We start from the raw sequence: 26,419 nt of genomic DNA, 5'->3' as shown, positions 1-26,419 counted from the left end.
TCCCCGCCAAAGCTCCTCCTCCATGAATCCGATGACAACACGAACACTGCTGGCCGCGTTGCTTGCTCTCGCGCTCGTTCATTCCAAGCCCGCCCACGCCGTCGAATCTCAATTCGATGTCGCCCCGCAAAACAGCGATTTGGTCGTCGATCAATCGTTCGACGGGCCGCTCGGCGACCGGTGGCACATCAACACCGGAGCTTGGAAAGTGGTCGACGGCGTGCTGCAGGGGAATGAAGTGTCGGCCGACAAACATGCCGCCGCGGCCCGCTACACCGTGCAAACCGACAATGCCGTCTACCAGTTGCGTTTCAAACTCTCCGACGGCACCAAGGCCTTTCATTTCGGATTCGATCCGGCCAAGGGCGAACTGGATAAAAAGGGCCACCTGTTTTCGGTCATCGTCACGCCCACCGGCTGGCGGATCATGAAGCATGTCGACAAGAACCGGCGGCAGGAAGATCCCAACGAAGTGCTCGCCTCCTCTGACGCAGCGGTCCAGGCGGATCAGTGGCACGAATTGCGTCTGACGACCTGGGGGCCGTACGTGACGGCGACCCTCGACCAAACGCAACTCAAGACGACGCACCCAACATTCGGGGTGAAAAAGCCGACGCTCGTCTTCCGCTGCGCGGGAGAAGGCGTCCAGATCGACGACGTCAAGGTTTGGAATCAGGTCAAGTGACCCTGGTTGGACTGCACGATCCTGGTCGCGGCTCCATCAAAAAAAGCCAGCGACGGTAGGTCCCATCATGAGTGGGGCAAACTCATGCGGGCCACCATCGCTGGCTGGATCAAGTGTCAGAGTTGATTGTAGGTGTTCGGCAACCGATCACGCCACCGAATTCTTCCGGCCATCACGACGGGGAAACGGGAAAACGTGGTCGGGTCGGGTCGCTACAATGTTGTAGACGCGCGCAGTTGCACTCGTCCGCCACCATCTCCCGGCGCCCCCCGTTTGCCCCTCATTGAATTCAGAGAAAATCTGAGAATAAAATCGGCGGCCGGGGCGTCGCTGACCAGTCGTCGTCAAAATGATCCTTGCCGCGGCTTGGGTCCAGCCCCATGACGACGGCAAGCCCTTTCCCCACCAGGATGCGTGACCTTGAATCGCAAAACCCGAAACCTTGCGAAATCCGGTACACTGTTGTCCATGCCCTGTGACCAAAAAGACGACAGCGATCAAGACAGTGTTTCGGAGTGGATCGCCGATATGAAGCGCGGCGACTCCCGGGCCGTCGCTTCCTTATGGGATCGTTATTTCGAGCGGATCTGCCAATTGGCAGATAAAAAACTTGCCGGAGCCTCGCGCAGCTTCGTCGATGAACATGATCTCGCCATCGTGGCGATGCGGGCCATTTGGGAAGGCGCTCGAAAGGGCCGATTTCGGCAATTGCAGAATCGCGAGGACCTTTGGCAACTGTTGGTCGTGATCACGAAACGCAAAGCGGCCAACGTGCATCGCGACCAACATGCTTTTAAACAACGCCGCGGCCGCGGGAGTGACTTTTACCCCAGCATTTTGTTGGACTTCGTCGAACTGGTCGAATCACCGCCGACCGAATCGCTGATCGACCAGATCCCGTTGTCGTGCCAGGAGTTACTCTCGCGTCTGGACGATCGTGATTGCGAGATCGCATTGATGCGTTTGGCGGGGCATTCGAACCGAGAAATCGCCGCGGAGCAAAAATGCAGTGTCGCGACGGTGGAGCGGCGCTTGCGGAACATCCGCGAGGTCTGGTCGGATCACGACCCGAGTTTGTGACCAGCGTGTCACCAGGCCGCGCTCCGTTGAGTTTCAGGACGTTTCTCTGCCGTTAAGTTTGCACGGCAGCCGTTGGACGGGTATTTTAAAAGTCCCCAAGATAGCCGTTTTCTTGTCCATCGGTCGGGGTGTCGAGACGACTCGAATGACCACACGGCGGAAGGTTGGAGGAACAAGGTTGATGAGCTTATCGGTCGGCGGGGACGATTCAACAAAATCGGGAACGACGGCTAGCGGTTTGATCCGTCAGCTGTGCGATGAAGATCCGCACGCCTGGGCTCGATTCGCCGATCTCTACACACCGATGGTGTATCGCTGGTCGCGGCGTGCCAACTTGCAGATGGCGGACGCCCAAGAGGTCACCGAAGAGGTCTTTCGAGTCGTCTCGACGCGGCTGAAAACTTTTACGCCCACCGGTGTCGCGGGCAGCTTTCGGGCATGGCTGTGGGGAATCAACCGGATGACCTTGATTCGGCATTTTGAACGTCTGCAGAAAACGCATGATGGTGAAGCAGATTCGACGGCGCAAGCCCGGCGGGTCGACGTACCAGAACTGCTCCGTTGCGACGTACCGCCCGATGACGATGAAGTGAGCAAGGGGCTGTTGTTTCGAATGCTGCGGATGATTCGCGATGATTTTGAGGAGACGACGTGGCAAGCGTTTTGGCAAACCACGATCGAAGACCAATCCGCAACGGATGTCGGACGCGACTTGGCAATGACTGCGAATGCCGTCCGCCGGGCAACCGATCGCGTCTTGCGTCGGATGCGCGAGGAAATGAAGGAATGAACTTCGTCCGATGACCGCTCCCGATGATTCCGCAGAAGCATTCGATCGCGAGCTCTCCTTGCTTCGCGAGTTGAGGGACTGGGAGGGTGATCCGTTTGAGTTGGAATCGGGCTGCATCGAATCGGTTTCCAAAGTCCGTTCGCTGTCCAGTAAGCGCGGCGATGCGGAACACGCGACCGACATCCGTGACGCTGCCGGGGATCCGTTTCCACCCTTGAAAATCGGTCCGTATCAATTGTTATCCAATCTTGGGCAGGGAGGCATGGGGCGGGTATTCAAGGCGCGGCACGAGCGTCTGGACCGCATCGTCGCGCTCAAGGTGCTGACCGCTTCAAAACGGGGTCGATCGGCGATCAATCGACGATTTCGCCGCGAGATGAAGGCACTCGGCAAGATCAGCCATCCGAACATCGTCGCAGCGACCGATGGCGGCATGCGTGACGGCATCCAGTTTCTGGCGATGGAGCTTGTCGACGGGGTGACGTTTTCCCAACTGCTGCGTTATTGCCGACCGTTGGCGGTCGCCGACGCTTGTGAATTGGCCCGACAGACCGCGATCGGTTTGGCCGCGGCGCATGGCGCCGGGCTGATCCATCGGGATATCAAACCGTCCAACCTGATGCTGACCCTGGATCACCAGGGGGCGCCGGTGGTCAAGATTCTGGATCTGGGATTGGCCTCGATCTGTGACCCGCACTCGGACCGTGACGAGTTGACCGCGACCGGCCAGGTGATCGGCACCCTGGAGTTCATGTCGCCCGAACAGGGGCTCAACAGTCGCGACGTCGATTATCGCGCCGACATCTATTCGCTCGGTGCGACACTGACGAAGATGCTGTGTGGCAAGACGCCCAGTCACGCGGACGCGAACACGACGGCGGTCGAGCGTGCGGTGGCGTTGACCACACGCGACGCGCCCTCGATTTCGACGCTGCGAGACGATCTGCCGCCGCAACTGGTCGCCCTGATCGACCAGATGGTCCGCCGGTTGCCGGAACAGCGGCCGGCAGACCTGGACGAAATCGCCGATCGACTGCTGCCCTTCGCCCAGGATCATCAGCTCGCCAAACTACTCGTCGCCTGCCCCAAACTGAATCAGCGCGATGCGGAGCTGATCAGCGATGCGCATTTGATCGGCCCCGCCAGCGGAATCCACCCCGCCACCGTCAGCCTGCACCGATCGCAAGCTCAATTGCCAAAGTCTGTCGACCGACACGACAGGCTTGGCTTACGCGGCCGGACCATCGTCCTCGGTCTCCTGATCGTCTCGATGCTCACCTGGTATGGTTTCGTCGCCAGTCCCTTCGACCGGGCAGCCCCCAGCGCACTTCCGATTGCAAGCACCGAATCGCCGCCGCAAACACCGTCACCGGATGCATCGCGGGCCACCTTGCCAAAGGACTGGACGGCGTGGAATCTCTCGTCCAACTTGATCGCCTATTGGCCGATTGATACGGCCGACGAAAATCGGCTGGCCGACCGATCCGGAAACGGGCACGCTGCCGTTGACGTCTCGGAAGGAAGGCTGATGCTTCGCGACGGTGCGCCACTGCCCGGCGAGCGCGCCTCGTTAAACGTCGTTGCGATCGCCGAACCGATCGTTGTCAATCCGCAGCGTGCTTTGTTCAACGACGAAATGACCGTGGCGTTTTGGATCAAACGGAAGCACTTCGAATTCGATGTGTTGCCGATCCTTCGTCATGCAGCGCCGACCAGCGGTTTCTCAATCAACTTGACCGGAAAGAAATCGCAGCGGTCGGGTAAGATCATGGTCGACGTCTTTAGCGAATCCCGCCAAGACTCGAATCCTGAAGCATTGAGATCGGACATTGACGCGTTCTGGCATCACATTGCCGTCGCGAGAACCGCAACCGAATTACGACTCTACGTGGACGGTCGGTTGGTCGACTCCACCGGTTTCGACAACTCGCATCGGCGTGACGATGCGCCCCTGCGGATCGGCGCCCAAGTCGAACGCAAGGGCATTTCGATCCTGATGGATGAATTGGTTTTATTGGATCGCGCACTCGACGTCGACGAAATCGTCTACCTGACACAACACCGGCTTCCACCGAAGCCCTTGCTCGCCCCCGTCCCCCAACCGGACGTGCGCAACATCCGGCATCAATGGGCGAAGGATCTGGATGTCGACGAGTCGACGTACAATTCGATCGGGATGAAACTCTGCCTGGTGCCTCCCGGTGAATTCACGATGGGCACCAGCCCGGACGAACTCCAGCAACTGTCGATCCAAGACAAACGCAAACACATGCATGATCGTTACCTGACCGAAACGCCGGCGCACCGCGTTCGTGTGTCGCGGCCGATGTACGTGGCCGCGATGGAAGTCACACAATCCCAGTACGAAGCGGTGATGGGAGAGAACCCGGCGTCGTTCTCCGCCGGCGGCGAAAAACACAAACGCGTCGAGGGAGTGGACACCGGCGATTTTCCCGTGGACTCGGTCAGCTGGTTCGATGCGATCGAATTTTGCAATCGACTCAGCGAGCGCGAAGGGTTGAAACCTTGCTACGACATCCGCGGTAGCGACATCAAAGTCCTTGCCGGCGACGGCTATCGATTGCCGACCGAGGCGGAATGGGAGTATGCCTGTCGCGCGGGAACGGAAACGCCATGGTCATTCGGCGAAAACGACTTTCAACAGTCTTCGTGGGTCGTCGCAAACGCCCTGGAACAGACGCATCCGGTGGCACAGCTTCGTCCCAATGCGTTGGGCCTGTACGACATGCACGGCAACGTCTTCGAATGGTGCTTTGACTTCTTTGATGAAGACACCTATACCGATTGTTGTGCCGACGTGGGGATCGACCCGACCGGGCCGACCACCGGCACACGCCGCGTGTTTCGCGGCGGAAGCTGGTGGCAACGCCGCCCCAATTCCCGATCGGCGTTTCGCGGCCATCACTTCCCGCATTTCCAGTCCCGTGAACACGGGTTTCGGATCGTGCGGCCAATCGACCGGCCGTAGCGGGTCCCGCTCGATTGGACGGGACCGGCCATGCACTCAATGACGCGTCGCGATGGTATAGTGCGGCTTTCGTCTCTCTCCGACAATCCATGCTTCCATCGCGATGACCAGGCTCTTTGCAGGCACACCGTTCGATATTCCTCCCCAGTGTGAGGATTGCGGCAAACCAGAATCCGAATGCGTTTGCACGCCGGAAGAAAAGGCACAAGCGGAAGCGAAACGCAAACGCGAAGCCGATCGATTGCCTCCGGAAAAACAAACCGCCCGGATCAGTGTTCAAAAACGCAAGGGCGGACGCAAGGCAACGGTCGTCGAAGGCTTGACAGCCAGGGCGAACGACCTTCCAGACGTGTTGACCCGATTACAAGCCGCCTGCGGCAGCGGTGGGACGGTCAAACCCAAAGAGGACCTGATCGAAATCCAGGGCGACCACGCCGACACCGTTCGCGGCACATTGGCGGGACTCGGATTCAAAGTGAAACCGGCCCGGTGACGCGATGCCCAGCGCCGTCAGCCGACATCTTCGGTCGGCGGAATGATTTTCACCGGTTGCGTTTCTCCTAGATCAAAGACTTCCAGATCGTAGGCGGATTCAGGCTCGTCAATTTGGTCGATCGCTTCGTCGGTCATTTCCACGCGCAACGTGATCACACCGATCTTCACCTCGCTGCCCGGCAACAGGACCGCCTTGTCGACGCGTCGATCATCGACGTAAACGCCATTCTTGGATCCCAAATCACGGACCACGAGCGATCCGTAAGGGTCGATCAGAAACTGGCAGTGTTTGCGGCTGATCGAACCGTCACTGAGCGTGATTTCGGCCGTCGGACAGCGACCGATCGTCACCGGAGGGGAAAGGACCCATTGTTGTCGGTCGATGCCGCTGGCGGTATCGACCCAAACAAACTTGTAATTCATCGGCAGCGTTCCAAGAAAGAGAAGAAAAGAAGGATCCGCCTGAATGTTCTCAGTAGCAAATTTACACCATGGCAGGCCCGGCGTCGAATTGAGTTGCATCAGAAAACTCACAGACGCCGAAAATCGTGCCCGCTGGCTGGCAGCCAACCTGCCCGCCGGCCAATGCCACCGACGTCGACGCCGCGCGGCACGGCTGTTCATTGTTAGCGGCAGGGCGCGAGCCCTCCGGTCTTTCACGGTGCAACCCGCCGCTTGCCGAACGGCCGCCTGCCGAACAGGCGGTGGACCCCGAATCGTTTCCGAGTAGATTGGTCGTCCCCCTTCGCCATTCCCACCTGCAACCCTTCACGACAAGAATTCATGAAAACCACCTGGTCATCCCTGCCCGCCTGGGGCGTGCTGTTTTTTCTCACACTCATCTCCAATGTGTCGCGGGGTGACCAACCGGTTTCTGTGATTTTTGACACCGACATCACGGGTGATGTGGACGACGTGCTGGCGCTGGCCATGCTGCACACGTTGGCCGATCGTGACGAGTGCACGATCGCCGCGGTGACGGTTTCGAAGATCAATCCGTTGGCCGCACCGTTTGTCGACGCGGTCAACACGTTCTATGGACGGCCGGATATCCCCATCGGGGTGACACGTGATGCCCAACACCGTGACAGCAAGTACCTGAACTTGGTCGAAGCAAAAGACGATGACACGTTTCGCTATCCCCACGACCTGGTTTCCGCCGACGATGCACCGGATGCATTGTCGGTGCTGCGTCAAACGTTGTCCCAGGCGGCCGATCAAAGTGTCGCCTTGGTGCAAGTCGGACTGGCAGCAAACCTCGCTGATTTGATCGAGTCGCCGGCGGATTCGATCAGCCCACTCTCCGGCATCGAACTGGTGCGCCGCAAAGTGCGTTTGGTTTCGGTGATGGCCGGCGCCTTTCGACCGGTCCGCGGCGACACCCATTTCTTGGAAGCCAACGTCCGCAACGGGATCGGGTCGATGCAACGATTCGCTCAGCAGTGGCCCGCGGACGTGCCGGTCGTCTGGAGCGACTTTCTGATCGGCATCGCCGCTCCCTATCCCCGCGAGAGTATCGCCCGAGACTTTCGTTATCGCGTCCATCACATCGTGCCCGAAGCCTACCTCTTGCACAGTGGTCCCAACCACGATCGGCCGACGTGGGATTTGACCAGCGTGTTGTACGCCGTGCGACCCGACGACCAGTATTTCGGCCTCTCCCGGCGCGGCACGGTCGCGGTCGACGATGACGGCTTCACCCGATTCACGCCCGACCCGCAGGGGCGCGACCGCTACCTGACCATGAACGCGATCCAGACCGCTCGGGTCATCGAAGTCCAGCGTGCGCTCGTCAGCCAACCGCCGAGAGATTGAGCGAGCTGCCTTACCTTCCGCTCAGCGCCAGCGGTCGCGCAGCGTTCGGCGCCACCCTCCTGGGGAAGGATCGATTGTAGAACGGCAGCTTTTGGCAACCGATCTAGATTCTCTCCCTCAGGGAGAGACGGCGTTTGCGCAGCAAGCAAACGCCAGAGAGGGCCCGCGCTGCAAAAGTTTTGGCGCCTTCCGCTACGATCAAATCCGTCACTTCGACAATTAACGTCCCGCAGGACGGTCGAGCGAAGCCTGGGGAGGTCGAACCGTGTCGAAAGGCAGCGTGTAGAGGTAGATGTCGTGTTTCGCACCGTCTTGAGTCGACTTGACGGTGATCATCCGGTCGTACCGAATGCCCTCGAACGGGAACTGATGACACACGATTCGTGAGCCGTCTTTTAAGGTTTTCAGTTGAGGAACGAGCCTGTCGTTCATCTCCGGCAGCAAGTAGAGCGTGATCACGGACGCCTCCCGCAGATCCAGCTTGAAGATATCCTGCTGTTTGATCTGCACCAGCGTCTCGAGCTTGTGTCGTTTGACGTTGTCTTTGGACTGTTTCACTTTCCTGGCGTCGATGTCGTAACCCACGGCTCGGCATCGGTACGTTGATGCGGCGGCGATGACAATGCGGCCGTCGCCGCAACCCAAGTCATACAGCAGGTCATCGGAGGAGACCCGCGCCAATTCAAGCATCTTGTCCACAATATCAGGCGGCGTCGGCACGTGGATCGCCGTGTCTTCAGAACTCTGCGCCGGCTCGGCGGCTTCGACGAAGCATGGTTCCGCAAGGATGGCGGCTGCGACGAGCACAAAAAGTAAGAAGTGCGCCATCATGTTCGGATTCCAAGTTTCACTCGGGGGCGAATTGATCGTCGGCATTGCTTTCAGGCATCCCTATCTTACCGCAAAAGAGCGTCAACTCCGTCACTTAGACCATTGACGTCCCACCCGGCGCGGGTCCGGTAGACGAGGTCTCGTTTGCCACTGCCTCCCAGTAGAACAGAAACATCACGATCTGGATGATTGCGTAAACAATGTCCAGGATACAGTCCATGACAACCGACGTGGCCATGGTGTCCAACTGCGGATAGAGATCGACTGGAAAATAGATCGCGAACGACAGGAACAAGTAGGGGACAAAGAACAGAATCGCGGCAAAGAAAATCTGCCAGCGCCTGCCGACGGTCAATTCCGTGCTTCTGACCGCGGCACGATGAGCGCCGGCACCCTCAAGCACCACCGCTGAGTCCAACAGGGCGTAACGCACTTGGAGGACGATTCCGGGGATGACGAAAACAATGAAACCCAGTGTGACAATGAGGCCGGCGACCAACCGAGCAGCGAACAGTCGCCCCCAGTTGCGAAACCCCACCCCGATCGCCTCCGAATAACTTACGTACTCTCCGGTTTTCAGTTTCCACAGCACATGGACCATCGCACCGATATAGATCGGGCCAAAGATCCCTTCGATCCACATGGTGCTGCGCATCAAATCGACAACCTCGTCCTCGCTGTAGACGTAGTAGGCAAGGTAGTTGATCAGCAGATTTCCGGGCAACCAAACCGTCAGAATGATCGCGCTAAACAAAACAAGATTGTTGAAGAGAAGCCGGCTCGCTTCGCCAAATTTCGCGATCAGGTTGGTGTGGTGCGTCGCTGGGAGCTGACTCAACTCGCTCGCGACTGACGCAGGTGTCGCGTAGGGGTTCACTGCAGACGGGGGACGGTCGTTTGAAGTCATCTCGAACTCTTATGAGTCAGGAGCGAATGCGATGAATGGTGTGATTATCGCTCAATGGTGCCATCGGCACATCTCCGGAGCCGCTCGCAGATTGGCTAGCGATCAGCTTGTCCAACGGTGCCCGGCATCATTTGCCGGTGGCACTAAATTGAAGCCCTGTTTCGCAAAGTCAGGGAGTTTCACTGGCATGAGTTGTATTCACCGATTCCTCTAGTCGCTTCAATCTAAGCTGTGCCAAATCGTAGGTCGAGGTCGGCCCATCCAAATCGTCTCGTTCGCAGCGGGAATAGTAGCGTTTGGCGATTTCAGCCACGCCGCTTCGTTCAGCGATAATACCCTGGGTCAGTCGGTCTAAACGATTCAACTCAATACCGGTTGCAACGGACAAATTACGCAGGATTGCAATCGCGTCTTGGTATTTTCCGTTGCTGGCCAGTGCAACTGCGAAGGTTTTCACGGCAAACGGAACGTGATACCCAAATTCGGCGACGAGGCTTCGAAGCAAGCCCTCAGCCTGATCGAACTTACGGCCTGGTTGGTAAAGCAACAATCTTCCCGCGATCAGTTTTCCGGTCGGTGATAGCGAACGCAGGTTCACCAACTCGCTCAAATACTGCTCTGCGACATCATACTTGCCTTGCGTAGTAGCCGCGGATGCCAACGCAAGCAGGGCTGGTTCGTCATTTGGTATGCGTTTCAGCCGTGCATCCGCCCGTTCAACAAGTTCTTTCGCTTTCCCGAGGCGGAGAAGCGACGATGCCAAGTCATGAAACGGGTCGGGGGCATTGGGGTGTGCATCAACCATCCGGGAGGCGAGATCGGCCTGTTCTTCGTCCCGCCCCAACTGACGCAGTGCGCGGAGACGAGCCCGATCAATTTGGAGTTGCTGAATCTCGCCAAAGCCATCACGCGTTCGATCCAGCGTCTTGAGGCATTCTTGAGCCAGATCGCTGCCGCTTGCCAATGCGGCGGCCGCAACTTCAATGTTCTTCGGGTCATTCTTGTCGCAGGCGATCCAGATTCTGGCAAACGGACTGCCGGCGAACTGGTTGAATACTCTGATGTCGCCGCGCTGCCGATCGAACGCCCAATCCAGCCACTGTCGGGCCGCTTTTTCATTGTTTTCTTTCAACCACCCCAACGCCGCCTTTCCCAGGTTTTTGCCGTCATCACCTGGGTAAAGCAGTCGCAATCCGTCGGGGGTTGAAACCATGAAGAAATCGGCGTAGTGCATTGGGTTGAGTTTCAGCAACGCCCTAACGCGGAAGCCTGTCGTTTCATCTCCTGTCGTTTCGAATGTCATCAGCGAGATCACATCGGTCACGGTGGGCTTCGGAGTTCCGCACGCAACGAGAAGTGCCCGACGTTGGACCAAAAACAGTTCAAGTTGGCTGGCGAGTCGCTGCCACTTAAAATCATCTTTCGAATTTGCGTAGGCATCAGTTGATCGGGTACTGAACTGCCCGTACGCCAATCCATCAACGAGACTCCGTTTACAGATGCTCTCCGGATCGTTGCCTTGCAGATCCGCTTGCTCGATCCTTCCAAGTTCGTCCAATCCGAAGGCGAGTGCTTCACCATTTGCCGCGGGAACTGGATGGCTCATGGCGTCGGATCGTAGCTGGCGTGCCGCTTCGTACTCCCGCAACAGGACGAGCGTATTGGTCAGACGTGACAGCACCGTCTGCTGTTGCGTTCGCGAGGGATGCTTGGCTTGTAGCTGGGTTTTGAACAAGGAATACTCGCCGTCGATGGTATGCATCACGAGTTCATAGAGATCGCGGACCGTAGAAGGTGCCGCCTCCTTCAGGAGACTGCGGAGCTCGTCGCTGTTTCCGGCAAAATGGTGAGCCGTCAGGGTCAGGTCGAGCGAAGCGGATTGTGGCGTTTTACGATAGAGTTTGGTGAAGCTGTCTGCGGCGGCCTGTGCAGATTCCTGTGTCGCGTAGATCGCACCATCGGCGTCCCGCGCCGACAAACTGGCGAGACCCAACATGGTTGCTTCGTCATCTGGTTCCAACTCAATCGCCTTTTCAAACGCCTTGATCGCCGCCTCTTTCGAGAACTCTCCGTAAAAGAGGTTGCCGAGTCGGTCATGTGAATAAATTGTTCCCAACGTTCGATATGCGTCCGCACTCTGGGAGTCCAGTTCAACGGCAATCTGGGCCTGTTCGAGGGCTGCATCGCCCAAGCCGGCGGTCAGCAGGGCGGTCGCCAGGTCGCAGCGAAGTCGGACCGTGTTGGGATCCTGTGTCACAAGTTGGTGATAGCCGCGAATCGCTTCGACCACATTGCCTCCGACAAGGTCCGTTGCGGCCGGGTTCTCAAAGCGGATCGGCACCGTCCACGCCGTGAGATCGTTGGTGTCGGCGAGTCCGGCAATCGCACGCGAAGCATCTCTGACCTGAGAAGCGGTGAAACGCCCGCCACCGGTGTCAAGCTTGAATTCGGCAGTGACCGATCCCCGTTTCGAAGACCGATAGTTCAGAGCGAAACTCGCCGATCCGAATTCGATGCGTTTGTCCTCGGGGACTTCCTTTGCCACAAATCCCTTTGGTGGGAAAATCTCATAGCGAACCGTCGTGCGGAACAGCATTGGCAGGTGTAGCGGCGACTTCCGAGATTCAATCTTTGACGCAGCCGTGGCAGACTCCTGGGACTGTGATTCCACTTGTTTGGATTCTGTGGCATAGAAGCTCACGGGAAGATTGTTGAGGGCCTCGGTCGGATCAAGAACGACGACGGCTTCCGAAGCCGAGATCGCAACGTTTTGAGCGTTCCCATAGGTTGCGCGGACCGTGAACTCCCCGTCTTTGGCCCCCGATTCGACCTCCAGGTCGACGAGGTCGTCCGTTGCATACCGACGGACACCGGCGTTGCGATAGACGCGATCCAACTGGGACTCGTCCATCTGTTGCACGACGGACCGCATTGACGACGCGTAGACGCCTCGATATCGATTCTGTTCGGTGATGCGATTCGTGCCATCGTCGGATAGTTTTACGCGGCGCTCGAAGATTGAATGATTCTCTGACGACGGGGCGAGCGGAATTCTGACCAGCCCGGTGGTCTCGCCGGAGGCGATCATTGCAAGTCGTCCTTGATCGCTCGCGGGTATTTTCCCGATCGGCGTCTCAGGCGACGTCAAGTCGATCCAATAATCCGGTTCTCCAGGAATGTAAACGATCGCATGATTGAAAACCCGCAGCGCCGGGACCTCAGGGATGGAATCCAAACCGGTCCCCGACGAAAGCAACGCGACGTAGGATTCGATTCCGATCTCGCGGAGCCCGGATACCAGCAAGGTCGACATGTCTTTGCAGTCGCCGTAGCCACGTTGCAGGATCGTCGAAGGAGGCTGCGGCACGAAGGAACTGCTGCCGAACTCAAGTCCGGTGTAGCGGACAGCATTTAACACTTGTTGTGACAACGCTCGAATGGCTTTTTCACGCGACATCTTCCTGATCTCGGTTAGATCGAGCGACCACGCGGCGGCACCGTTCGCCGCTGCGCTGATCTGTTGGTCAACCAGCTCGCTATATTCGTTCGCACAATCGGACCAAGAAACTGCGGTTCCAGCGAACAACGTCGGAATGGGCGATTGATCAGCGGGCAAATAGGCTTCGATGCTCGAGATTGCCGGCTGAGGTCCGGTCGGAAAAACAAGCTCTCGACGTCCGTTCTTCCTGGTCTCCGTCGGTTCAATGTCTAGGCCAAGCACCTTGTAGTTGAGCGTGAGATCCTCGGGAATCGAGATGGATGCGACCGAATGCCGGATCGGAACCCCGGTCGCAAATGAAAAGCGAACGAGACCGCCGCTTGTCGCGACCGGGCGTTTTTCTTCCGAAACGATCTGAGTTTCGACGATCGCACCCGGCGAGATCCCGGCAAGTGGGGCGCGCACGAGGTAGCGGTCGGTAAAGATTCGTGAATCGTTGGAGGGCATGCGAAACTCTTCAATCGTCTGCGGATCAAGCGAATAAACATGACCATCCTTCGTGATCACCCGTGCGCGGATCACCGGCCGTTTTTCATGCCAAGGTTCCCAAGTTGCATGAACCACACCCCACCCTTCCATCGCTGAGCGTTCTCGAATTTGGTAAACCTGTCGCACGACCGCCGTTTTGCGGCCTTGCGCGTCAAATTCGTAATTCCCCGAATCCCACAGCATTTCAACCGCGGCGTCACCTACTTTCGTTTCGTTTGCATCAGCGATCGCATCTTTGGCAAGCACAGAGAATGGCTTTTCGGACCAAATCGATTGTCCGTGCGATATCGCCGGAGCAACCAAGACGAACCAACAAACGCCGAACAAACCTGTCTTGCTTAAGAACATTGATGTTGCCGTGGAAAGTTAGGACATTCGAAGATCGGTTCTTGTGAACCCGCGTGGAATAGGCAAAGTCGAAACCGTGAATCACGACGGACAAATCGACTCCGTAGGCTAACCAAGGAGGCGCAGGGATGATCGCATTGCCGGTTCATTTGCCACGCAACCCAAAGCCCCCCCTATATTAGCGAGGTGCAGGCAGTCCGTGCTAGACGGGTGTTGAAGCGGACACCATCGGCACGAACGCTTTACTTGGTCGGCCGAAGAAACATGGGTGAAAAGTGCCACCCGGGTGAAAAGCGGTGAAAAGTAGGGTGAAAAGTGCCACCCACCATGCTCAATCGGTGTGACCTGCCTGCTGCTTTGCTTGGTGAAAAGTGCCACCCACCATGCTCAATCTGTGTGACCTGCCTGCTGCTTTGCTAGCAGGCATGCAGATTCTCGCTGCCGTCCAGGATTGGTGGGTGGCACCAAAGATAGCACCAGGATTGGTGGGTGGCACCAAAGATAGATGGTGCGCACGTGGACGTGGGCCAGTTGCTTTCAGCTTTCCGCATCTCCATCCTGTGCCCGCGCCAACTTGGATCGAGAGGTCGGCGGTTGGCCGCGGCATTCGATGTGGATCATGCCGCCGATTGTACCTGTCGGTTCACTCGGCGGCATGCACTTTGCCAATCGTGCGTGCTAGTCCCTGAATCGGATCAGGCGAAAGATCCATGCAAACTTTCGCTCGCGACCGGAGCGCGGGCCATCGTTGAATTCGCTGTCGGTATAGGTGTCCGACCAACTGGAACTGTCACCGATGGTAGAAGGAGGTCCACCGTAGGGACTGTTGTCGTACCCCGTTTCCGACCAGTTGTACCCACCGGCATCGGTTGTCGACCCGGAGACGGATGCCTCCGGTGTACCAGATCCTCCACCGTAGGGATCGCTCGGCGTTGTGATCGCAGTGGTGTAGCTGTAGTTGATGTCCGCCGATGCATAACCGTGACCGATGTATTGCATCCCGTTTGACGAACCGTGGTCCCAATCTTCGGTAAACGATGCGAAGCTATTCCCCCAATCCAGCAACGTACCGGTCAGCGTTGTGGCTCCACTGCTGATTTGGGTGTTGTAGTAGTCATCGTAGTACCAATCGCCAGTCACCACGCGGGTCGATTCGGTGTCGATGGTATCGGTTCCCGACGAGTGATACCACTTGCTCAGCGAATCATTTTCGAACAGGTTGTCTCGATGGGTTTCGCCTTCTTCGTTGACGACATAGGTTCGGTTGTTACCCGAGGTGTAGGTGGCGAGACTGTTTGCCACGTCAATCACAAAATCCTCGTCGTGCTGGTCCAGTCGATTCGTTTTGTAGGTGATCCGTGTGGATCCGGCGGGATCCCATTCGTAGTCGGTGGTTTTCCAATAGTACTGATCTCTGCCGCCGTTTTGACTGTCAACTTGGTGCACGATGGTGCCTGCAGGCGACCTTGTGGTTCCACCGTCGATCGTATCGCTATCGGTGTCGGGATCCATGATGTCGGTCTTAATCGTCCCGGTTCGCCCGGTAATGGTACCGCTGGAATTCCGATCGACGGTGGTGTCATTGTCGTACCAATAGACCCAGTCGTCTTGTCGAATCGGTGTGCCTGCTCCGAACCACGTTTGGGCGCTCGGGTCTCCACCGGCTTCCAGCCATTCAAAGAGCGTTCCGCCTCCAAGGCCACCGGGATTGGCGCCCGAAGATTCGGTCAAGCTGTATTCCCAATCTTGTGAATCACTGTGTGCAGCCCAGTTGTAGTAGCTATCAGCCGCCCGAGACCATCCGCCGTCTGCTTCTCCCTCTTCGTCGACAACCGTGGTGGTTGAACCGTTGGAATGGTGTGTCGTCGAATCATCAAAGATATAGCGATAGTAGTCCTCCATGTCCTCCGCCCAGTACTCTTGTTGGCTATCCGCATCAATGGTGTAGGTGGCGGTGCTTCCGGACCCAGTCATGCTCAAATCGCCGTCCATTTCCAGTCGTCGCAACAGCCAAGCGTCTCCGTCCTCTTGGTAGACTCCGGTCCGAGAGGTTTCGTTGCCGTAACTGTCGAAAACCTGTGTGGTTTGGTCGTCATAGTTGGTTTCGACACGTGCTGTGACATCCACGCTGACTTCGGGCGCGACATGTGCGTTCGGGTCAGAATGATCCTGTGTCGTTTCGGAAAAATAGACATTCCGAACGATTCCTGAACCATAGTCCTGGTGATCGTGCCAATCCAACGCGTGTGTCCCTTCGGTCCAATAATCTCCGTCGATCGAACCGGTGGTGTTGTTGACGACGGTGGAAGTACTGCCGGAGAGCGTGATACTGCGTGAAAAAGTTTCGGCGAATGCCAGATCAGCTTCTTCATCCCACCATTCATCCCGTGTGGCCGCATCGTAGCTGTCGCTGGTCATTTGATCCAAGCGGTCTTGGTAATCCAGATGTCCAGTGTGATCCATGGTGTAGGTCCGTTGGTCCTGACCACTTTCGCTCCGCGTCCCTATTTTTGTGTAGTATCCGGTGGTACCAGTCAATTCGCCGCTTCCCGAGTAATTCAGTGTGCTGGGCGTTGTGGAAGAGATCGACAGGTGCTCATCGAGTGTTGAGTATTCATCCAAGTCAATGAACGAGGATTCTTCACCGACGACATCGATTTCCCATGAGGAGGTGACGAGGTTGTCAAAGTCTCCGTACCAGCTGAGCGTTCCAACTTCGGTATAGGTCTTGGGATCACCGCCCCCGTAGGGATCCCCGCCGCCATAGGGATCCCCGCCGCTGGGCATCGTGACCGCAAATTCATCGGTCTGGCTGCGATCGGCAGTGGCAAGGTAATTGTACGTGTGCGTTTCGGTTTCGTAGGGGAGTGTCGCGGGGTCAAAATCTTCATCGTAGGTATCGGAATACCCGTCGTCATAGATATCCTCGAAACTAAAGTCACTCACACTCGAGCCTGATCCATTGCTCTCGAAATTGAACGTGTAATCCCCGGACTGAACCAGGTCGCGATCCACGACGCCTGGTAGTCCACTGGGCGGCGGTCCGGCTGTTCCGAGTGCCGTATCAAACAGCCCGCCGCCGTAGGGATCGGCGTAGTAGTACTCGATGCCATATCCGTCGTTCGGGTCTGGGACCTCATAACCGTAGGGTTCGAAATCATAATCCCATGACGTGGTGATTTGAAAATTCGTTAAGACCAATGATTCGGAATAAGACCACGTGCCGCCCGACGAACTGTAAGTGACGGTCAACGACCAGGGAATCACGTAGTCAATGCTTTTGTTCGACGATATCGTCTCGGTCACGTTGACTGTCCCCGACGTCACCGTTGTTCCTGTCGAACCGCTGGGGACAAAGTACTCCGGATCCGAATGCCAGCCCTCGACTTGCGTAAACAGATGCTTAATCGACTCGGGGTCCAAGAACCATTCGGAAAAGTCATAGTCGTCGGCCATTCGGCCATAGGCTTCCGCTGACGGTCCGTAATAAAAGTCCAATGGTTCATACGTTCCCATCGGGTCCATTCCATCACGCGAATACAAGCCGACCTTTGACCCGACGGCCGGCGAGGGCTGGTTGGACGGCCACTGTGCGTAATAGCTTGATCCCCAATACGCAAACTCCGAAGCCTGGGGACCGGTTTCCAACGTCAGCGTATCGAGATCCGGGATTCGATCCGTGTATTCCCAATACTCCGGGTAAATCGTATCGGGATCGAGTTCATTTCCGCGGTTGTTTTCCAACTCACGAAAATCTTTCGCAAAATCGCTGAGATTAAAGAAGTCTCGGTCATATTGTTCGTGCTGATAAAGACGATACCCGGACTCCAATTCAAAATCCGTCGCATCGCTACTGAGCGGATTGGATGGAATCCCCTCGGCACTCAAGACACGCCGATTCTCCAACGTCTGAATGATCAGATGTCGTTTTCGATCGACCAGTTTGCGTTGACGACGCTTCGACGAAAACTTACTCGCAAACAGATTCTTCCTACGCATGATATCCGCCCCTTTATATCACGTGAAATGGCTCTTGATGAAATGCATGTTGAACGACAAAAGGTCAACACACTCCGCAACAGATTTGGCGTTTAGGAACAACCAATACAAAACGAAAAAGATTGCCCCAAGTTCGCGTTGCGTTTCACGAACGTAACAATTTGCACGACAGAAGCAAGCAAAATGTTGATAATTTTAGAAGGCGAAATCACTGCGGCCGACACCTGTATAGCAGTCGTCGTCGACGATCGGCCTGTTTGTCTGCGCAAGGTGTCGGCAGGATGTCACTCGTTGATCATCGCATCAAGCGTGATCCAAGTGTGATGCAAACTGTTGCGAAGCGTTGCCGAATACTTGTCGGAAAATCGACCGACCGCGTGCTTCGCGGCCGGGCTTGTTGCACGACGAACGGCTTCGTCGAATCGTTCGGGCGCGCTGGGACTCATCGCGATTGCCAATCGATGAGCGCGCAAGCAACCCGCGTGAATGCGTTGTTCAAAGAACGAGGGAAACCCAATCATCGGCACTCCCAACGACAGCATTCGGATGCTCATGCCATGGTTGCAGTTGGCAATCGCAAAATCACACTGGCGCGCTGCGGCCTGCAAGTCAACGTGTCCGTCCTGCAGGACGACGCGTGGCCCCAACGATTGCAGCAATGTCGCTGGAATTCCGTCGGACACAAGGGCAACGTTGCAGCCAAGGTCGACCAACTGACGCAAGATAGCCGGCAGCGCAGGAAACGGTTTCAGGTAAGCGATGACTTTGTGGCCGTCCAAATCGGGCCAGCGCGGAGCCCGACCGTTGGACACGTCCCAAGTCCCCAAGTACTCACGCTCGGGTGATCCTGCGTACGGGTCAAGTTCCTCCACGGATGCAAGTAGAGTTTTTCCGGCATCGCCAATTGCCTGTCGAAAAGCGTGGAATTCACCCCCGCCAATGATCCTCATGGCGTGGTTGATGTTTTCGAGGACGGCTTTTTCGGGGCTACCGAGTGAATCGTCGGCCGGCAAGCTCGGTGGCGACGGTTCGGCATACAAGAGGTTCGTCAATGGAGCCGTCAACGGCGGGCACTCAAACCCGGTCCCGATTCGGATTCGTCTGAGCCCCAAAGATCGTGCCGCGATCGACGCGGAGAGACCGAAATCGGATACCACCGTTTCAATGGATTCATTCACCATGATGCGACGATACGCTTGGACCTGTGCCGCGATACGCTCGACCGAGTCATACCCCAAATTCCAAGCCAAATCCGCAAAGGTTTGCGGGAAGTCCCGCTTAGCGGAAACGAATCCGGTCAACGTCGGTGACTGGTAAAGTGGCACCGTCTTGAGGCTATAGCATTGCCCCACGTGTGTCAGGTCACGCAGGGCGAGCACAACCCGATGGCCTTGCTCACGCAACCGATCAGCGAGTGGCCAGAAACGAACCAAATGCGAAACGCCCGCGCCCCATTCCCACGCAAATAGAATATTCATGCGCCATTCATACCACTTCATGGCGCAGGTCTCAAATCGATCAATCGCGGCAGCCCCCAGCCGGTCATAAACGAATCACAAATCACAAACACAAATAAACACAAATGGTGCCACCCACCATCTCACAAATGGTGCCACCCACCATTTATTTGACTCGCCGTCGCCACCGGGGTAGAATCACACCACCACGGATTCATGGGGAGGGATTTGTAATGGGACGTCCGCTGCGTTCGGAACAGGTTGCTAGTGACGAAGTGTCGATCGTGCATGCCGTTCAGCGGTGTGTCCGGCGTGCTTTTTTAGCGGGGGTCGATCAGGCGACCGGCAAGGACTACGGATTCAGACGCGAGTGGATTCGGCGGCGGATGGAAGCGCTGGCGTCTGTGTTCGGCATCGATGTCCTCTCCTATGCCGTGATGTCCAATCACATGCATTTGGTCCTCCGCAATCGCCCCGATGTCGTCGCCGCATGGACCGATCAAGAGGTCGCGATTCGCTGGCTAAAAGTCTTTCCCGGCCGCCGAATGGAAGAACATTTGGGTGAGCCCACCGAAAACGATGTTCAAATGTTGGTCTCCGATAAAGAGAGGCTTGCCGAAGTGCGTCGTCGCTTGTCGGATATCTCTTGGTTCATGCGTTCCTTGAGCGAACCGATTGCGCGGATGGCCAACCGCCAAGACGAGTGCACCGGTCGATTTTGGGAAGGCCGATTTAAACTGCAATGCATCACCGATGAGGCCGGATTGCTGGCGTGTGCGATGTACGTGGACCTCAACCCGGTCCGTGCCGCGATGGCGGAATCGCCCGACCAGTCGGTCCACACGTCCGGATACGATCGGATCAAAGGGGAGCAGGGTCAAGAAATCGATTCGGCCGCTTTTGATCTGGTTCCGATCACCACGGAACAGGCCGGCGAAGAGCGTCGCACCACGCCGGTAGATGAACTGCGTAAAAAGAAGCGGGCCAAACGAAAGAATCCGACCGGTAAGCGCATCCGCCGCGACGGATGGCTGGCTCCGTTGACCCTGGATGAGTCGACGCTTTCCAACGACGCTCAACCGAACCAGGCTGGCGTGCGGGCGAGCGACAAGGGGTTTCTCGGGATCAGCCTGAAAGACTACGTCAAGCTTCTCCGTTGGACTGCGAAACAGAGTGAAGAAGGGGCGGGGCGAGAGCTACCGCCAAGTATGCAAGGTCTGGTTTCGCGTCTCGGAATCGACTTGTCGATGTGGCGTGACTTGGTCTGGAACTTTCAACGCTACTTCGGCAACAGTTGTTGCGCAGGCTCACCGAACGGCATGTCGCAGTTCGCCGAGTCGAGCGGCCGGAAATGGGCGAAGGGGCAACGACAAGTTGCCGAGTGTTTCACCGCCTAACATTTCTCCAGTCCGTATCACTCCGGTCGGCGCACCAGTGATTCAGCGAGCCGCGGTCGCCCCTCGACCGGGGTTCCCGGTCTCATCATCATCATCGGGCGCAGCGCCTGCAATTCTTGTGTTGCGCAACTCACTGACCATGCTGGTTTCAGCTGTGCGAATCGGCTGTCGCGAATTGTGCCTGGCAGACTAATCGGTGGGTGGCACCAATTAGGAACCCGGTGGGTGGCACCAATTAGGAACCCGAAGGTTCCCAGGTAGCGTGTTTTGGCGGTTCGGTGGTACGGTATGCAAATGAACCCCGTTTCTGCGTCGCAGGTCTTCGAATGATTTTGATTGACACTTTGCTTGCCGGTCCAACGTTGCTTGCCAGTTCGGTGGAGGAAGCTCCAATCGAACCCGCCTCCGCCGGCGTGATGTTGCTGTTTGCCGCCGTGATGTGCGCCACGTACGTGGGCGTTGCGATCGAGCGGTTTCACAAAACGGTCGCGGCGCTGTGTGGTGCGGCGGTATTGGTGGTGCTCGGATTGGCGCTGGGTCTCTTTGAGTACCCGAAGCTGTATGAGTTCCTGAAGGAAGATCTGAATATCTTCGGTGTGATCATCGGTACCGGAATTCTGGTCGACGTGGTCGGCAAAAGCGGCCTGTTTCACTTCTTGTCGATGTGGATCGTCCGGTTCACCGGCGGGTCGGCGTCCAAGCTGTATCTGACCTTGTGCCTGGTCACGTTCGTGTTCGTCGCAGTGCTGACGATTGTTCCTGCGATGTTGATTCTTTCGTCGTTGGTGCTGGTGATCTGTCGCTCGTTGAATTACAAGCCGATGCCGTTCTTGTTGAGCGTGGCGATCTGTGCCAACAGTGGTGCGATCGCCACGTTTGCCAGCGGGCTGCCGAACATCATGATCGGCACGGCAGCAGGGATCCCCTATGCTCATTTCTTGCAAGTCAGCTTGCCGTACGCAGTGGTTTCCCTGGTGATCGCGATCGCGGCACTGCGTTTCTTCTTTCGCAATGATTTGCCGTGGAAGCAAACACCTGAGCAACAGGAAGCACTGCGTGTTCAAATCGAGACGTTTGATCCCTGGGCGATGGTCGAGGACAACCGCGTGCTGCTACGCAGCGGCACGATCCTGGCGTTGACCGTGATCGGGTTTGTGTTTGCGCAGCAGTTGGGCGTGGGGATGGATTTCATTGCGATGGTGGGCGCGACCGCGGCGTTGCTGTTTGCGGGCAAGGGCGTCGAAGATGCGATCGGCAAAGTGAACTGGACCGTGATTTTGTTTTTCATGGGCCTGTTCATCATCATCGGTTGTGTGAAACAAACCGGCGCGTTGGCCTGGGTGGCCGAACAAGTGATCGAGCTGTCGGGGAACGAGTTAACGCTGTTGGTTCCGCTGCTGGGCGTGTTCTCGGCGGTTGCCAGCAGCATCGTCGACAACATTCCGGTGGCCGCGACGCTGATTCCGATCGTCAAGGACATCGCGGCCGATGGCACGGTGCCGATCGAACCGCTTTGGTGGACCCTGATCATCTGCTGCAACTTGGGCGGCAACGGAACACCGATCGGATCGATCTCTTGCGTGATCGCAATCTACGCGCTCAAGAAAGAAGCCGGGGTCCACGTCGGTTGGGGAACGTTCTTGAAGATCGGCGGTTTGATCATGCTGTTGCAAGTCGCCGGCGCGATCGTTTACGTGCTGCTCCACTACAACAATGGATGGACGCCGGCGTTGTCCTAAGATGGCTTCAGTTGTTGCTGAAGCCGTAGCCGACGGTGGTTTCGCGACCGAGCGGGTTGCTGGCGAACGCCTCGTAGCATTGTTCGCAAAGGTCATATTGTTCGGGACCCTCATCGATGTCCCGTCCGCACACGACGTCGTCGATTTCGTCGAGCGTGTCGTGCAGGCACATGCCGAGCTCGGCATTGAGTTCTCGCTGCAATTGATCGTGCAGTTCAGCGAGTTGATCCAGGTCGTCACCCTGGTCACTGTTTGGCTCAATCACATTGGCCATACGAACATCGATCTCGACGACAAACCTTGGTTCCGTTTCCGGATCGATCGTGCGTTTGCAGCGATCACAGGTGTAGTGGATCATGGGCGATTCCGACTCGCGTTACGTTCGAAGAAAGCGGTCACGCTCTTGCGAGAGTGTTCAACGAATTAAAAATGACAACACTTTTGATCCGCCGCTCACACCATGGTAATGGCTGCGAGCCGCTGATCGCAAGTTTTTTGCGGTAACCCACTAACGGAGATCCGTTGCAGGTGGATCACCACTGCTAGCGTCAACTTTGGGGATTTGATTACGCCCCAAACGCACTTCGATCAACATGCCCGGCAGGAAATCGAGCGGCAACTGATCAACCGCTCGGTCATCCAGGACCTTGGTTTGGTACCCCAGTGCATCGGCCTCGGATAACAGACGCGTGATTGCGGGGGCATGACCGTATGCCAAAAGACAGCGTCCGCCCGGGTTGAGATGTTTTGGCAGCCCGGCCAGCAGCGAATCCATCAGCGCGAAACCGGGGTCGTAAAAGGCATGATCGGACGGTGCAGCGACCTTGCCGTCCTCCCACGGCGGATTGGACACAATTAAATCAAATCGTTCGTCCGGTTTCAGCACCGCATAGGCGCCCGGATCCGCAGGCGAGACCTGCCGGACGTCGAACGATTCGTCCAATTGATGCATCGCCACATTGTAGCGGGCGTTGGCGACGGCCGCGGGATTGATGTCGGTGGCCACCACCTCCTGGGCTCCGTTGGCCAGGCACAACAACGACAGCAGGCCGGTTCCGGTGCCGATTTCCAACACGCTACGCCCGGCGGCGATCTGGTCCTCGACAATCATCTTTCGCAGCGACGTGGTGTCATCGGGTTCCCAGAAAACACTTTCAAATTGAACCAGCGGTTGGCCGTCGATCGCGTCCAGGTCGGGCAGCACGACGTACTGTTCGACATCGTAGGAGTAATCGAGATCGTTGCGATTGGATGCCGGGCACCCCAGGCAACCCAGCAGCGTGATGGCCGCCACGGTCTGAATCAGATTTCGCCGGCCGCCGAAGGCGCGGGGCGTCCGCGGGAAAACGAGAGCGTTCATTCGACCAGTTCTCTTTGTAAAGCGGCTTCGATCGCCGCTTGATATTCTTGTTCGGTCAAGTCCAGGATGTCACGCATCTGGGTCATGACCTTGAGCGATGCACCTTCCATCTTACCTTCCGCGGTGGCGGCCAAGAACATCGCCTGGAGCGCCTCGGACTTTTGTGCTTCGCTCCACCGTCGGGAAACCGTCATCACATAGTTGGCCGCGCGAATCTTGTTCTGTTGTGCGATCGAGCACAGTTCGCCCAGTTCTTCTCGGTCGATCGCACGGCCGAGCAGCTGCTGGGCGATCTGCTGGAGCACCTTGACCTCGGTGCCGCTGATCTGGTCGTCGGCCAAGACCACCAGGACGGCACTGCGGAGCGCTTCGCGTTGGAATTGTTCGGCCTGAACCTGTTCGTGTTCGCGTTGGTCCATCTGCAGCACGGTCGGATCCCACTTGTCGCGACAGCCGCGGCAATCGACAAACCATTCGGCGGCACCGATCGGCACAACGGGAATGAAGTACAGCGTCAGAAACGGCCGTCGTGACCGCAAACGATACTCTTGGGCGCAGCGGCAGGTGGGGCAATAAAACTGCCCCGACTGGCGCGTCCGAGTCAGGTTCATCGTACCGATTAGGATCATCTATCGCTCTGCGGGAAAACCTTGGTTTTTGTGCCCGGCCGGCACCGATTCGGAGTTCTTGTCTGATTTTGTCGATTTCGAAAAGGACTCCGCCGATAACGATAGTGTAGGCACACCCAATCTCTCTAGCGCCACCGAGCCATTCCGATGCGGATCGAAACTCAGCGTTTTGGCAACATTACTGTCGATCAAGACCAGCTTCTTCTTTTTCCCGCAGGACTGATCGGGATGGAAACACTGCGTGATTGGGCATTGCTTCCTGATTCGGAGAATCCGGCTGTCGCGTGGTTGCAATCGGCGTCACGTGGGGACCGGGCACTGCCCCTGATCAGCCCCCGGGCGTTCTTTCCGGACTATCGCGTCCAGGTATCGCGTCGGGAGTTGGCCGGATTGCACATGCGACCGGGCACGGAGCTGTACGTGTTGACGACGATTTCGGGAAACAGTGGGAAACTGACGACCAACCTGCGCTCGCCGATTCTGTTGAATCTGAGCCGTCGACTGGGTTGCCAAGTGATTACCGACAACGACCATCCGCTGCAACAAGGCGTCTCGTCGTTGCAGTCCGATCGCCTGGTGGTGCCGTCGACGTGCGACGCGTCCACGGCGGCCGATGCGGTTGCCGCGGCGACGTCGTCCAGTCTGATCGGGCAGATCAATCGGGCCGCCTGACGCCCATCGCATTGGGAATTTCGTTCCAACCCGGCGTGCGCGATGAATCGGCATGACCGGCATGCGCCGACTTCCTCAGAACGTTGTCAAATGCCGGGACCGCTGCGCCGATGAACAGGTTGTCAGGAGGCACGCCCGCATGACGCGACGGGCCTGCTGATCTTGAATCACCCTATCCAGTCCATGGAAATCTCTCTCCGTCGTGATTTGATCGCGATCGAAGAGCGGTGCCGACTCGGGTGGCTCAACCGTTGACGTAACCTCCTTCTGTTTCCTTTAGAATTCAATGATGTCGAGGCCAATATGCTGGTCCTATCCCGACACCGCGACGAAAGCATCATGATTGGCGACGATGTCGTTGTCACGATTGTCGATATCCGCGGCGATAAAGTTCGCTTGGGTATCGAAGCCCCACAGTCGATCCCGGTTCACCGACAAGAAGTCTACGACGCGATCCAACGTGAAAATCGACGCTCGTCACAGACAAGTGCCGCCGCGACCAAAGACGTCAAACCGCCTCGCGATTAGACACCCGGCCAGTCGCGGCTACCGCGGCGCCACCGGCGACTGCCTGTGCCATCGGCGACTGCCTGTGCCACCGGCGGCTGCCTGTGCAGACCACTATTGATCGATGGTCGGATTGTCGTCCAAGTCACCTTCGGTGATGATCGTGAACCCTTTCTCGATCAACGTCTCCATCGCCATTTCGATATTTTCCACCATGATCGCCACTGCCGGCTTGCCGAGCGGTCGGACGATCAGTGGATACGTCTGGATGATGTTCAGCTCGGCCTGTAGCAACGCGGTGCAAACGCGGAGCAGCGGTTGTGGCCCCTCGGGCAGCTGGACGCCGATCAAATCGGTTTCGATCAACGCCAATCCGCTCCGTTCGAGGATTTCTCGACCGCGGTCGGCATCGTTGACGAGGAACCGTACGAACGCACATTCGGCGGCGTCGTTGATCGACAAGGCGCAAATGCGGATTCCCGTCCCTTCAAACCGCCGGACCACTTCCAAGAGTTGTCCCACGCGGTTTTCCAAGAAGATGGTGAATTGGCGGAGTGCCGGATAATTGCGACCCCGCATCGTATCGAACTTGGTTGCCGCACCACTTCCGTCGTCAGATTCCATCACAGCCTCGTCGTGAATGCAGCCTTCGTTCGCGTTGCAATCGACGTAGTGTACGCGTTTCCCGTCTCGCAGGTCAATTCGGCGATTCGTCTTGACACGCAGGCCCC

At 57.3% G+C, this 26,419-nt stretch carries 19 protein-coding genes and 1 pseudogene; 10 read left to right on the top strand and 10 right to left on the bottom strand.

What is annotated here, in order from left to right:
• The first annotated feature begins 31 nt into the window (after positions 1-31).
• From Enr13x_RS08080 to Enr13x_RS08060, 5 genes are all read left to right on the top strand, one after another.
• Positions 32-685, top strand: coding sequence for a hypothetical protein (locus Enr13x_RS08080; RefSeq protein ID WP_145385544.1), 654 nt, complete (start codon positions 32-34; stop codon positions 683-685).
• Between the two features lie 420 nt (positions 686-1,105).
• Positions 1,106-1,765 (top strand): ECF-type sigma factor, encoded by a 660-nt coding sequence (locus tag Enr13x_RS08075; protein ID WP_145385543.1) that lies wholly within the window; start codon positions 1,106-1,108, stop codon positions 1,763-1,765.
• A gap of 181 nt (positions 1,766-1,946) precedes the next feature.
• A complete protein-coding gene (locus Enr13x_RS08070; protein ID WP_197455871.1) occupies positions 1,947-2,555 on the top strand; it encodes an RNA polymerase sigma factor in 609 nt (202 codons plus the stop codon).
• Between the two features lie 10 nt (positions 2,556-2,565).
• Entirely contained in the window at positions 2,566-5,544 is a 2,979-nt protein-coding gene (locus Enr13x_RS08065; protein ID WP_145385541.1) for an SUMF1/EgtB/PvdO family nonheme iron enzyme, read from the top strand.
• Between the two features lie 103 nt (positions 5,545-5,647).
• Positions 5,648-6,037, top strand: coding sequence for a translation initiation factor (locus Enr13x_RS08060; protein WP_145385540.1), 390 nt, complete (start codon positions 5,648-5,650; stop codon positions 6,035-6,037).
• A 17-nt stretch (positions 6,038-6,054) separates the two neighbouring features.
• Here the strand turns inward: Enr13x_RS08060 and Enr13x_RS08055 are convergent, their stop codons facing one another.
• On the bottom strand, positions 6,055-6,462 hold the full coding sequence (locus Enr13x_RS08055; RefSeq protein WP_197455870.1) for an FHA domain-containing protein: 408 nt from the start codon (positions 6,460-6,462) through the stop codon (positions 6,055-6,057).
• A gap of 360 nt (positions 6,463-6,822) precedes the next feature.
• Between Enr13x_RS08055 and Enr13x_RS08050 the strand changes: the two genes are divergently transcribed.
• Positions 6,823-7,854, top strand: a complete 1,032-nt coding sequence (locus Enr13x_RS08050; RefSeq protein WP_145385538.1) for a nucleoside hydrolase — start codon at positions 6,823-6,825, stop codon at positions 7,852-7,854.
• A 219-nt stretch (positions 7,855-8,073) separates the two neighbouring features.
• Here the strand turns inward: Enr13x_RS08050 and Enr13x_RS08045 are convergent, their stop codons facing one another.
• The 5 genes from Enr13x_RS08045 to Enr13x_RS08025 all read right to left on the bottom strand — a co-directional run bounded on the left by Enr13x_RS08045 (position 8,074) and on the right by Enr13x_RS08025 (position 19,405).
• The gene (locus tag Enr13x_RS08045) at positions 8,074-8,730 is read right to left on the bottom strand and encodes a methyltransferase domain-containing protein (RefSeq protein ID WP_145385537.1); all 657 of its coding nucleotides are present in this window, start codon (positions 8,728-8,730) and stop codon (positions 8,074-8,076) included.
• 49 nt (positions 8,731-8,779) lie between these two features.
• Positions 8,780-9,523 (bottom strand): hypothetical protein, encoded by a 744-nt coding sequence (locus Enr13x_RS08040; protein WP_145385536.1) that lies wholly within the window; start codon positions 9,521-9,523, stop codon positions 8,780-8,782.
• Positions 9,524-9,761: 238 nt separating this feature from the next.
• Positions 9,762-13,928: a DUF3857 domain-containing protein gene (locus tag Enr13x_RS08035; RefSeq protein ID WP_145385535.1), complete on the bottom strand. Its 4,167-nt coding sequence runs from the start codon at positions 13,926-13,928 to the stop codon at positions 9,762-9,764.
• A 678-nt stretch (positions 13,929-14,606) separates the two neighbouring features.
• Positions 14,607-17,927 (bottom strand): hypothetical protein, encoded by a 3,321-nt coding sequence (locus Enr13x_RS08030; RefSeq protein WP_145385534.1) that lies wholly within the window; start codon positions 17,925-17,927, stop codon positions 14,607-14,609.
• Positions 17,928-18,211: 284 nt separating this feature from the next.
• Entirely contained in the window at positions 18,212-19,405 is a 1,194-nt protein-coding gene (locus Enr13x_RS08025; RefSeq protein WP_145385533.1) for a glycosyltransferase, read from the bottom strand.
• 212 nt (positions 19,406-19,617) lie between these two features.
• On the opposite strand from Enr13x_RS08025, the gene Enr13x_RS08020 reads away from it, so the two are divergent.
• Both Enr13x_RS08020 and Enr13x_RS08015 read left to right on the top strand, forming a co-directional pair.
• Positions 19,618-20,781 carry a transposase gene (locus Enr13x_RS08020; protein ID WP_145385532.1) on the top strand — a complete coding sequence of 388 codons (1,164 nt, stop codon included), beginning with the start codon at positions 19,618-19,620 and terminating at the stop codon, positions 20,779-20,781.
• 326 nt (positions 20,782-21,107) lie between these two features.
• A complete protein-coding gene (locus tag Enr13x_RS08015; RefSeq protein ID WP_145385531.1) occupies positions 21,108-22,520 on the top strand; it encodes an ArsB/NhaD family transporter in 1,413 nt (470 codons plus the stop codon).
• A gap of 7 nt (positions 22,521-22,527) precedes the next feature.
• Here Enr13x_RS08015 and Enr13x_RS08010 read toward each other — a convergent pair whose 3' ends face one another.
• The 3 genes from Enr13x_RS08010 to Enr13x_RS08000 form a co-directional block, all read right to left on the bottom strand.
• Positions 22,528-22,878, bottom strand: coding sequence for a hypothetical protein (locus Enr13x_RS08010; RefSeq protein WP_145385530.1), 351 nt, complete (start codon positions 22,876-22,878; stop codon positions 22,528-22,530).
• Positions 22,879-23,028: 150 nt separating this feature from the next.
• A complete protein-coding gene (locus tag Enr13x_RS08005; RefSeq protein ID WP_145385529.1) occupies positions 23,029-23,880 on the bottom strand; it encodes a N5-glutamine methyltransferase family protein in 852 nt (283 codons plus the stop codon).
• Positions 23,877-24,509, bottom strand: coding sequence for a TerB family tellurite resistance protein (locus tag Enr13x_RS08000; protein WP_145385528.1), 633 nt, complete (start codon positions 24,507-24,509; stop codon positions 23,877-23,879). Before Enr13x_RS08000 ends, Enr13x_RS08005 begins: the two co-directional genes overlap by 4 nt.
• Before the next feature lie 147 nt (positions 24,510-24,656).
• Here Enr13x_RS08000 and fliW point away from each other — a divergent pair.
• Both fliW and csrA read left to right on the top strand, forming a co-directional pair.
• Positions 24,657-25,079, top strand: a pseudogene (fliW, locus tag Enr13x_RS07995) (flagellar assembly protein FliW); the annotation flags it as partial.
• Between the two features lie 405 nt (positions 25,080-25,484).
• Positions 25,485-25,709 (top strand): carbon storage regulator CsrA, encoded by a 225-nt coding sequence (gene csrA / locus Enr13x_RS07990; protein WP_095739475.1) that lies wholly within the window; start codon positions 25,485-25,487, stop codon positions 25,707-25,709.
• 93 nt (positions 25,710-25,802) lie between these two features.
• Here csrA and Enr13x_RS07985 read toward each other — a convergent pair whose 3' ends face one another.
• Positions 25,803-26,312 (bottom strand): acetolactate synthase, encoded by a 510-nt coding sequence (locus Enr13x_RS07985; protein WP_095739476.1) that lies wholly within the window; start codon positions 26,310-26,312, stop codon positions 25,803-25,805.
• Positions 26,313-26,419 lie beyond the last annotated feature (107 nt).

It is taken from the genome of Stieleria neptunia (assembly GCF_007754155.1).
In the GTDB taxonomy this organism is placed as follows: domain Bacteria; phylum Planctomycetota; class Planctomycetia; order Pirellulales; family Pirellulaceae; genus Stieleria; species Stieleria neptunia.
This window is presented reverse-complemented; position numbering and strand designations above follow the sequence as displayed.